We start from the raw sequence: 9561 nt of genomic DNA on the forward strand, positions 1-9561 counted from the left end.
CGGCTCGCTGACCTGGTCGACCCAGGACGAGCCCCAGGCCATCAGCTTGACCTGGTCGCCCGGCCCGGTGCCCGGCGGCAGGTCGGCGGTGGTGACGACGTAGTGGCCCCAGGGATCCGGGAAGACGTCGCGGCCGGCGCCGGAGGTCAGGTCGCCGTCCGCGGTGGCGACCGTGACCCAGGGACGGGCCGGAGCGCCGGCGGCGGTGCTGAGCGTCCCGGTGATGACCGCGTCGGCGGGGATCGTCAGCGGCGGGGCGGGCCTGACCGGCAACCGGAACGTCGGCGCCGTCAGGGTGTGTCCACGCCGCGGCAGCGCGATCCGCATCATCGTGATCGGGGTGGAGCCGTCCTGATAGTCGGCGACCAGCAGGACGTGCCCCTTCCCCTTCCGGTTCTCCAGGTCGCGGGCGTTGATGACGTAGGTGCCGGTGGGATCGGCGTGGGCGTTGGCCATGAAGGTGCGCTTGCTGCAGCCCATGTCGTCGCGCGGCTTCCCGGCGCGGATGCGGCACCAGTCGGCCTCGACGCTGATCCCGTAGGCGGGTCGGCCGGCCGCGTCCAGGATCACGCCCCTGACGTAGGGGTAGGCGGAGTCCGCCTGCGCCGGCGCCACCATGGCCACGGGCACCAGCAGGGTCAGCAGGCCGCCGGCGGCGGCAAGCAACGACGTACGACGGCGCATGGGACTCCCTGGGGGACGAGGCGGCAGGCCTGTCTATCACCTGAACGCCGCCAACGCATGCCCGATCGCCGCCTCAGCCGCGGCCGTGCGGCTCGAGCCACCCGGTGAGGTCGGGGCCCTTCGGCACGATCCCGGAGGGATTGATGTCGGTGTGCACCACGTAGTAGTGCCGCTTGATCTGGTCGAAGTCGGTGTTCTCGCCGAAGCCGGGGGTCTGGTAGAGGTCGCGGGCGTAGCCCCACAGGTTCGGCATCTCGGTGAGCTTGTTGCGGTTGCACTTGAAGTGCCCGTGGTAGACCGCGTCGAAGCGGGCCAGCGTGGTGTAGAGCCGGATGTCGGCCTCGGTGATCTCCTCGCCCATCAGGTACCGGCGCTCGGCCAGACGCGACTCGAGCCAGTCCATCGCGGTCCACAGCCGGTCGTAGGCGGCGTCGTACGCCTCCTGCGAGCCGGCGAAGCCGCATCGGTAGACCCCGTTGTTGACCTCGGTGAAGACCCGCTGCATGACCTCCTCCATCTCGGCGCGGAGATGGTCGGGCCACAGGTCGGGGGCGCCCTCGCGGTGGTAGTCGCGCCACTCGAAGAAGAGGTCGTGGGTGATCCAGGGGAAGTCGTTGGTGACCACCTGTCCGGTGGGGACGTCCACGATCGCCGGCACCGTGATGCCCCGCGGGTAGTCCGGGTAGCGCTTGAAGTAGGCCTCCTGCAGCCGCTCGATGCCGAGCACCGGGTCGCGGCCGCCGGGGTCCAGGTCGAAGGTCCAGCTGCGCTTGTCGTGCGTGGGACCGGGCGCGCCCCAGGAGATGACGTCCTCGAGGCCGAGTAGCTGGCGCACGATGATCGCGCGGTTGGCCCACGGACACGCCTTCGCCGCGATGAGCCGATAGCGACCCGGCTCGACCGGCCACAGCTCGACGTCGGTCGGACCGTGCTCGGGCGTCCGCGCCCCCTTCGTGATCCGGTCGGGGATGTAGTTCATGTCCCGCTCGAAGGGCTTGCCCTTCTCGGTGTACGTCGGGGTGTGGTCGTCGGTCATGCCGCGAGATTAGATGAAATTTGAATCATCTTCCAGGGCCTCCTGGGACACCTGTACCCATGATCCGCGCCCAGGTCGCCCTGCTCGACATCGACGGCACGCTGCTGGACTCGACCTATCACCACGCGCTGGCATGGGCGCGCGCGTTCGCCGAGGTGGGCCATCCGGTCCCGGTCTGGCGGCTGCACCGGCGGATCGGGATGGGCGGCGACCGGATCGTGACCGAGATCCTCGGGGCGGAGCTGGCCGAGGAGGTCGGCGAGGAGGTGAGCAGCCGCTGGGAGGCGGCGTACGACGAGGTCATCGGGGCGACGCGGCTGCTGCCGGGCGCCCGGGAGCTGCTCGACGGGTTGCGGGCGGCCGGCCTGGAGGTGGTGCTGGCCAGCTCGAGCATCCCCAAGCACGCCGAGCACGCGCTGCGGCTGCTGGTCGCCGACGACCGGGCCGACGCCTGGACCACCGCCGAGGACGCCGCGGAGTCCAAGCCACACCCGGAGTTGCTCGAGGCGGCGCTCGACCGGACGCGCGGCGACCGCGCGGTGATGATCGGGGACGCCACCTGGGACGCGATCGCCGCCGCGCGGGTCGGCGTACCGACGATCGGGTTGCGCTGCGGCGGCTTCGGCGAGGCCGAGCTGCGCGCGGCCGGGGCGGTCGCGGTCTACGACGACCCGGCCGACCTACTGGCCCATCTCGACGAGGCGCTCGTCCGGTCGTCGTGAACCGGGTCGAGACGGCGGACGTCGCTGCCGAAGGCCAGCGTGACCTCCACCTGCTCGGTCACCCCACTGACGGGTGCGGCGTCGGCCGGGTCGGCCGTCGCGGCCAGCGGGATGTGCCCCTCCCCCGCGACCTGGCCGGAGGTCGGGTCGAGGCCGACCCAGCCGAGGTCGGGCAGCAGCACCTCGCACCAGGCGTGCAGCTCCGCGGTGTCGGCCTCCGACGCCAGTCGAACCAGGTAGCCGGAGACGTAGCGCGCGGTCAGGCCGCGCTCGCGCAGCAGCGTGACCAGCAGCCAGGCGCTGTCGCGGCAGCTGCCGACACCCAGCCGGAGCGTCTCCGCGGGCGCCTGCACCCCCGGTTCCAGCCGCACCCGATAGGCGACCCGGTCATGCACGGCCGCGGTGAGCTCGCCGGCCAGTCGCCCGGCGGCGCCCGCCAGCGCCGGTGGCTTTGCGCCGCCAAGCACGGCGACCAGCTCGACCGCCAGCGTCATCTGGGAGATGCGCCCCGGCACCTGCAGCCGGGCGACGCGGTTGCCGAAGAGGTCGTCGTACCACTCGAGACGGTGCTCCGCCGGCGTCACGGTCAGCGCATAGGACTCGATCGAGGCGCGCGCATGCGGAGCCGGTCGCAGCCGCACCAGGTGCGGTCCCACCGCGACCGGGCGGGCGAACCCGTAGGTGGTGCGATGCGCCAGCGCGACCCGGATCGGCATGACTCCAGCCTGCCAATCGACTGGTCGGGGGCTGCCGGGCTTGCCCGCGCATGTCACGATCAGCGCGTGAGGTTCGTGTCGTGGCTGGCGGTCAACGCGGTGGCGCTGGCCGTCGTGCTGTGGCTTATCCCCGGCATCTACCTGACCGGGCCCAGCCACGGCACCGCGGAGCTGCGCCACAAGCTGGTCCCGGAGCTGGTCGTCGCGATCATCCTCGGCGTGGTCTCCAAGCTGGCCAAGCCGGTCCTCACCATCCTGAGCCTGCCGCTGATCGTGCTCACCCTCGGGCTGTTCCTGCTGGTGGTGAACGCCGCGATGCTCGGCCTGACCGCCTGGATCAGCGGCTACACCAGTCTGGGCTTCCACGTCACCGGCTTCTGGCCGGCGGTGTGGGGCGGGCTGATCTTCGCCATCGCCGGATCGCTGACCCGACACCTGATCGAGGACGACCGGCGATGACCCGGCAGCCGTCGATCGCCCGGCGCGCCGAGCAGCTGCTCGGCCGAGCGGTGGTCAGTACGGCGCCGGTCGCCGGGGGCGACGTCGCCACCGCGACCAAGCTGCGGCTGGCCGACGGCAGCCAGGCGCTGATGAAGACGCTGCCGCACTGTCCCGAGACGTTCTTCGCCAGCGAGGCCCGCGGCCTGGCCTGGCTCGGCGAGGCCGGTGGCGTCCGGGTGCCCGACGTACTCGCCGTGGAGACCGACTGCCTCATCCTGCGCTGGATCGAGCCGGGTCGGGCGAATGCCGAGGAGGCGGAGGCGCTCGGACGAGCGCTGGCGACCACCCATCGCGCCGGAGCGGACGGCTTCGGTGCCGCCGAGGACGGCTTCATCGCCCGGCTGCCGCTGCCGAACAAGACCGCGCCGACCTGGCCGGAGTTCTTCGCCACCCGCCGGGTGCTGCCCTATCTGAAGGTCGCGCACGACCGGGGCGCGCTCGACGACGACCACGTGGCGACCATCGAGCGGGCCCTGGCCCGGCTCGGCGAGCTGGTGCCCGAGGAGCCTCCGGCCCGACTGCACGGCGACCTGTGGACCGGCAACGTGCTGTGGTCACACGAGGGCCACGCCTACGTGATCGACCCGGCCGCCCACGGCGGTCACCGCGAGACCGACCTGGCGATGCTCGCCCTGTTCGGACTGCCGCACCTCGACCGCCTCCAGGAGGCGTACGACGAGGCCTACCCGCTCGCCGAGGGCTGGGCGGACCGACTCGGCCTGCACCAGCTCTTCCCGCTGCTCGTGCATGCCTGCCTGTTCGGCGGAGGGTACGGCGTCAGGGCCGCCCAGACCGCCGCCCGCTACCTGTGAATCCAAGTCACAGTGGCCCCAGAAGTCACACAGGTCACGGCGAGTCCACAGGAAACCGACAGGTTCGAATGCGAAGGTTCGGGTACCCCGTCCGAGTACGAACCACTCCACAAGTGGCCGCCAAGAACGGTCCGAAGGGACAGATCCCATGCAGCACACTCAGGGTCGCCGCCTGCTCCGGCGCATCGTCGTGCCGGCACTGGCCGCCAGTGTTCTCACCCTGCCCGCCCTCACCGCAGCGCACGCCGCCGACCCCGCCGGCCCGGGCAGCACCGCCGCCGGCGACACCCCACCGGCCGGCCTGCTGTGCAACGGCCAGACGCCGACGATCTGGGCCACCGCCGACAACCAGACGGTGACGGGCACCACCGGCAACGACGTCATCGCCGCCAACGGCTTCCACGGCCTGAGCATCAAGGGCGACGCTGGTGACGACACCATCTGTGCCGCCAACGACGCCTCCGGCACGATCTCCAACACCACCATCGACGGCGGCGCCGGCAACGACACCCTGATCAGCACCGGCGGCCGCGACCGGCTCATCGGCGGCGCCGGTGACGACAAGATCAACGGCACCATCAACTCCGACGTGGTCTACTCCACCGACGGCTACACCGCCGGAACGCCGGGCATCACCGTCAACCTGCCCGCCCACACCGTGACCGGCAGCCTGACCGGCACCGACACGCTCTCCGGCGTCAACCAGTCCCGGATCTTCGGCACGCCGGGCAACGACGTGTTCATCGGCGACGACATGGCCAACTGGTTCGATGGCGGCGCCGGCGCCGACGACATCCACGGCTACGGCGGCAACGACTGGTTCCACGCGGTCGACCCGACCATGATCGGCGGCGGCACCGGCGACGACACCATCCTGATCGGCTACGGCGGCACCGTCTCCGGCGGCAAGGGCAACGACACCATCGCGGCCGACCCGAACAACGCGCTCTCCGGCGCCAGCCCCGACGCCGGCACCGCTGTCACCGGCTACACCATCAAGGGCGCGACCGGTGACGACACCATCAAGGTCAACACCCTGAAGACCGACAGCAACACCTGGAGCCAGGACCCGGCGCTGAAGTGGAAGGGCTCCGTCTCCGGTGGCAAGGGCAAGGACGTCCTCGACTTCCAGTGGCTGGGCACCCAGGGTGTGGCGCTGTCGGTCAAGGCCGGCGTCGCACACTGGCCCACCGGCGCGATGACGTTCTCCACCGTCGACAAGATCTTCGGCACCCCGGGCAACGACGTGCTCAAGGGTGGCCCCGACAAGGACATCCTCGTCGGCCAGGCGGGCCAGGACACGATCCGTGGTCGCCAGGGCGACGACACCTTGAAGGGCAAGCAGGACAACGACATGATCTTCGGCGGCAAGGGCCACGACCGGGTCTTCGGCGGGGCCGGCTCCGACACCTGCAAGAGCGCGGAGTGGAACACCCACTGCGAGTTCTTCTAAACGGTCCCTCGCACACGGGCCCCCGGCATCGCCGGGGGCCCGTGTGCCTTGCTCAGCGCGCCGGTGTCGGCTCCTCCAGCGGCGTCCGCGGGAACGGCACCACGGTCGCGCCGAGCCACCCCGCCAACTCCGCCGCGCCGAGCGGGTAGGCGAGCAGGAAGCCCTGGCCGCACGGGCAGCCGACCGAACGAAGCAGGTCGATCTGGGGCTGGGTCTCGATGCCCTCGGCGACCACGCCGAGGCCGAGCGCCGTACCGGCCCGGACGATCGCCTCGACCACGGCCGTGTGCTCGGGATCGAGGGTGAGGAACGAACGGTCGATCTTGAGCTCGTCCAGCGGCAGCGACGCCAGTTGGCTGAAGGAGGAGTAGCCGGTGCCGAAGTTGTCCAGGCTGACCCGCAGGCCGAGGTCGCGGAAGTGGCGCAGCGCGGCCGGGCTCTCGACCTCGTCCAGCAGTCGGCTCTCGATCAGCTCGACGGTGACCCGTTGCGGAGCGATGCCGTGGGCGTCGAGCAGGTCGGCGACGTCGAACGGGCTCCCGGTCAGCGACTCGGGCGAGATGTTGATCGAGATCCGCGGCACGGGTACGCCGGCGTCGTCCCAGGCCCTCAGCTGGGCCAGCGACCGCTCGAACACCAGCCGGTCGAGCTGCTTGCTCAGCCCGATCTCCTCGGCGATCCGCACGAACTTCTCCGGCCCGATGGCACCGAGCACCGGATCGCGCCAGCGGGCCAGCGCCTCGACGCCGACCAGCGAGCCGTCGAGAAGGTCGATCTGCGGCTGGAACGCGAGCGCGATCTCGCGCCGGTCGATCGCGATGCGCAGCGCTCGCCCGACCGTCAGCCGGTCGCGCGCCTCGTCGGTCATCCGATCGTGGAAGAACGCCGCGCCGCCGAGTCGCTGCCGCTTGGCGTACGACGCGGCGGTCATCGCCGCCCGCATCACCGCCTGTAGCTGGATGCCGTCGCGCGGCGAGAGCGCCGCACCCACGACCAGGGTGCCGGGCGGCCCGGCGGCGTGCCGCGCGGCGCTGTGCACCAGCCGATCGGCGAGCGCACGGACCGCCTCCTCGTCCGGCTCGGCCACCAGCACCAGGAAGTGCGGCCCGCGCAGACGCCGCGCCACGGCCCGGTACGGCGAGATCACCGACAGCACATGGTCGGCGCTCTCCACCATCAGCATGTCGCCGGCCTCGGCCCCGTCGGCCCGCGTGGTGGCCAGGTAGTCGTCCACCTCGACCACCAGCACCGCCCAGCCGTCCGGCGCGAAGCGCTGCAGGCTGCGGTCATCGTCTGGGTCGTAGAACGCCAGCCCGGTGACCGGGTCGACGGCTCGGTCGTCGTCGAGCTCGGCGTCGAGCAGGTTGCCCTCGCGGGAGTAGAGCACCGCCTGGTCGCGGCCGCTCCCCTTCGCGTCGGCCAGCGCCTGCTCCGCCTTGCGGCGCAGGTGGTGCGCTCGGTCGACCCGACCCAGCTCCGCAACACCGGCCGAGACCGACACCTGCCTCGGCGCGACCGCGCGCATCCGCTCGACCAGCGCCAGCGCCTCCGGGCCGGGCAGGCCCGGCAGGAGGAGCGCGAAGTCGCCCCGGGACGGGCGCGCGAGCAGGGCCTTGGGCGGAAGCAGCGGCCGCCAGGCCTCGACGTACTCGCGCAGCACCTCGTCGCCCTGCTCGCGGCCGACGACGGCGTTGAACGCCCGGAAGCGGTCCAGGTCGAAGATCGCAACCGACAGCGGACCGCCCGCGCGATGCGCCGCGGCGACGGCGAGGTAGAAGTGCCGCAGCAGACCGCGGACGTCGGCGACGCCGGTCAGACTGTCGATCTCGGCGCCGGCGTCACGCCGTCGTACGATCTTCGCCGCGGCCACCGCGACGACCACCCAGCTCCCGAGCACCAGGCCACCGATCACCGCCATGCGGTACCAGTGCTGTGTGTCCACCGCCCGTCTCCTGCTGCCTGCCCCATCCCAACCATCGGAGACTATCGGCAGGCGGGCGCGCCTCCTGCGTGGTCGCCGGCTCACGCAGAGTAAAATCGGCGGCTCAGCCGACGCCGCCGGACAGCGAGACGCCACCGTCGACGACCAGGGTCTGGCCGGTCATCCAGCCGGCGTCGCGGGAGAGCAGGAACGCCACCACGCTGCCGACGTCCTCCGGCTCGCCGAGTCGCTTGAGCGGGTAGGTGGCAGCGACCTGCTCCTCGCGGCCCTCGTAGAGCGCGGTGGCGAAACGGGTCTTCACCACCGCCGGCGCGACCGCGTTGACCCGCACGCCGGGTCCCAGCTCGACCGCGAGCTCCTCGGTGAGGTGGACCAGCATCGCCTTGCTCGCGCCGTAGAACGCGATGCCGGGGGCCGGGTGCACCCCGGCGATCGAGGCGACATTGACGATCGCACCGCCGTGCTCGCGCAGCCAGGCGCCGTACGCCTGCTGGGTCCACGCGAGCGCGCCGAGGCAGTTGACCTCGACGATCTTGCGAGCGGCGGCGAGATCGAGCTCCATGAGAGGGCCGTACGCCGGATTGATCCCGGCGTTGTTGACCAGCAGGTCGGCGCTGCCGAACGTCGCGATCGCCCGCGCGACCGTCTCGGCCTGGTGGTCCGGGTCGTCCGCACGACCCGCGACCCCCAGCGCGCGCTCGGCGCCGCCAAGGGCCGCGACGGCCTCGGCCAGCGCCTCCGGCCTGCGGGCAGTGATCACGACTCGGGCGCCGTCGGCGACCAGGCGCTGGGCAATCGCCAGTCCGATGCCACGGCTGGCGCCGGTCACGATGGCGGTCTGTCCGTCGAAGCGGGGCATGCGAGCAGCATCCCAGACCCAGTCGTGCGTCAGTAGCCCGCTCGGCCCACGGCAGGATCCGACTCATGACCCGAGAGAGCCCGCAGGACTCGGCCGATCTTCCACCGCGACTCGGCGTACTCCTCCTCGGCATCCGAGTCGACGGTGATCCCGCCGCCGGTGCCGGCGATCCAGCGACCGTCGCCAGCGGTGACGAGGGAGCGGATCACCACGGCGAGGTCGGCGCGACCATCCGGCGCGATCCAGCCGAACGCCCCGGAGTACAGGCCGCGGGGCGTGGCCTCGACCCGGCGGATGATCTCCATGGTGCGCAGCTTCGGCGCCCCCGTCATGGAGCCCGGCGGGAAGAGCGACCGCAGCGCGGCGATCGTCGACAGCTCGGGCCGGAGCGTCCCCCGTACGGTCGAGACCAGCTGATGTACGGCGCGATAGGACTCGACCTCCATCAGCCTGGGCACCTCGACCGTGCCCGGGCTGCTCACGCTGGCGACGTCGTTGCGGAGCAGGTCGACGATCATCAGGTTCTCGGCGCGGAACCTGGCATCGGTGCGCAGCCGCTCCGCCTCCGCCCGATCGCGGGCGGGATCCGGGTGCCGCGGCGTCGTGCCCTTGATCGGCCGGGTCTCCAGCACCCGGTCGGGCCCGATCGTCGCGAACCGCTCCGGGCTGGAGCTGAGTAGCCAGGCTCGTGCGCCCGGGACGTCGTGCTGGAGGAATCCGGCGTACGGCGCGGGATTCAGCCGACGCAGCCGGAGATAGGCGGTGACCGGGTCGAGCCCGGAGGTGGCCTCCGCGCGATAGGTCAGGTTGACCTCGTAGCTGTCCCCGGCGCGCAG

10 protein-coding genes are annotated in these 9561 nt (G+C 71.8%); 4 read left to right on the forward strand and 6 right to left on the reverse strand.

Going from position 1 to position 9561, the window contains the following annotated elements:
- On the reverse strand, positions 1–684 hold a 684-nt coding region (locus VHA72_RS07540), incomplete at its 3' end, for a hypothetical protein (RefSeq protein WP_325573841.1).
- Positions 685–757: 73 nt separating this feature from the next.
- Positions 758–1720 (reverse strand): glutathione S-transferase family protein, encoded by a 963-nt coding sequence (locus tag VHA72_RS07545; RefSeq protein WP_325573843.1) that lies wholly within the window; start codon positions 1718–1720, stop codon positions 758–760.
- A gap of 59 nt (positions 1721–1779) precedes the next feature.
- Between VHA72_RS07545 and VHA72_RS07550 the strand changes: the two genes are divergently transcribed.
- Complete coding sequence (locus tag VHA72_RS07550) at positions 1780–2442, forward strand: HAD family hydrolase (RefSeq protein ID WP_325573845.1); 663 nt, start codon at positions 1780–1782, stop codon at positions 2440–2442.
- Here VHA72_RS07550 and VHA72_RS07555 read toward each other — a convergent pair.
- Positions 2382–3158 (reverse strand): transglutaminase-like domain-containing protein, encoded by a 777-nt coding sequence (locus VHA72_RS07555; RefSeq protein ID WP_325573847.1) that lies wholly within the window; start codon positions 3156–3158, stop codon positions 2382–2384. The genes VHA72_RS07550 and VHA72_RS07555 overlap by 61 nt on opposite strands.
- Before the next feature lie 66 nt (positions 3159–3224).
- Here VHA72_RS07555 and VHA72_RS07560 point away from each other — a divergent pair, with 66 nt between their 5' ends.
- The 3 genes from VHA72_RS07560 (at position 3225) to VHA72_RS07570 (ending at position 5924) form a co-directional block, all read left to right on the forward strand.
- Positions 3225–3617 (forward strand): phage holin family protein, encoded by a 393-nt coding sequence (locus VHA72_RS07560; RefSeq protein WP_325573849.1) that lies wholly within the window; start codon positions 3225–3227, stop codon positions 3615–3617.
- On the forward strand, positions 3614–4471 hold the full coding sequence (locus tag VHA72_RS07565) for a fructosamine kinase family protein (protein WP_325573851.1): 858 nt from the start codon (positions 3614–3616) through the stop codon (positions 4469–4471). Before VHA72_RS07560 ends, VHA72_RS07565 begins: the two co-directional genes overlap by 4 nt.
- Before the next feature lie 148 nt (positions 4472–4619).
- Complete coding sequence (locus VHA72_RS07570) at positions 4620–5924, forward strand: calcium-binding protein (protein ID WP_325573854.1); 1305 nt, start codon at positions 4620–4622, stop codon at positions 5922–5924.
- 52 nt (positions 5925–5976) lie between these two features.
- Here VHA72_RS07570 and VHA72_RS07575 read toward each other — a convergent pair whose 3' ends face one another.
- The 3 genes from VHA72_RS07575 to VHA72_RS07585 form a co-directional block, all read right to left on the reverse strand.
- Complete coding sequence (locus VHA72_RS07575) at positions 5977–7866, reverse strand: putative bifunctional diguanylate cyclase/phosphodiesterase (protein ID WP_325573856.1); 1890 nt, start codon at positions 7864–7866, stop codon at positions 5977–5979.
- Between the two features lie 103 nt (positions 7867–7969).
- Positions 7970–8725, reverse strand: a complete 756-nt coding sequence (locus tag VHA72_RS07580) for an SDR family oxidoreductase (RefSeq protein WP_325573858.1) — start codon at positions 8723–8725, stop codon at positions 7970–7972.
- A gap of 29 nt (positions 8726–8754) precedes the next feature.
- A partial coding sequence (locus VHA72_RS07585) for an anthranilate synthase component I family protein (protein ID WP_325573860.1) occupies positions 8755–9561 on the reverse strand: 807 nt, incomplete at its 5' end.

Origin of the sequence: Nocardioides sp., from assembly GCF_035547795.1 — a bacterium.
Lineage (GTDB): Bacteria > Actinomycetota > Actinomycetes > Propionibacteriales > Nocardioidaceae > Nocardioides.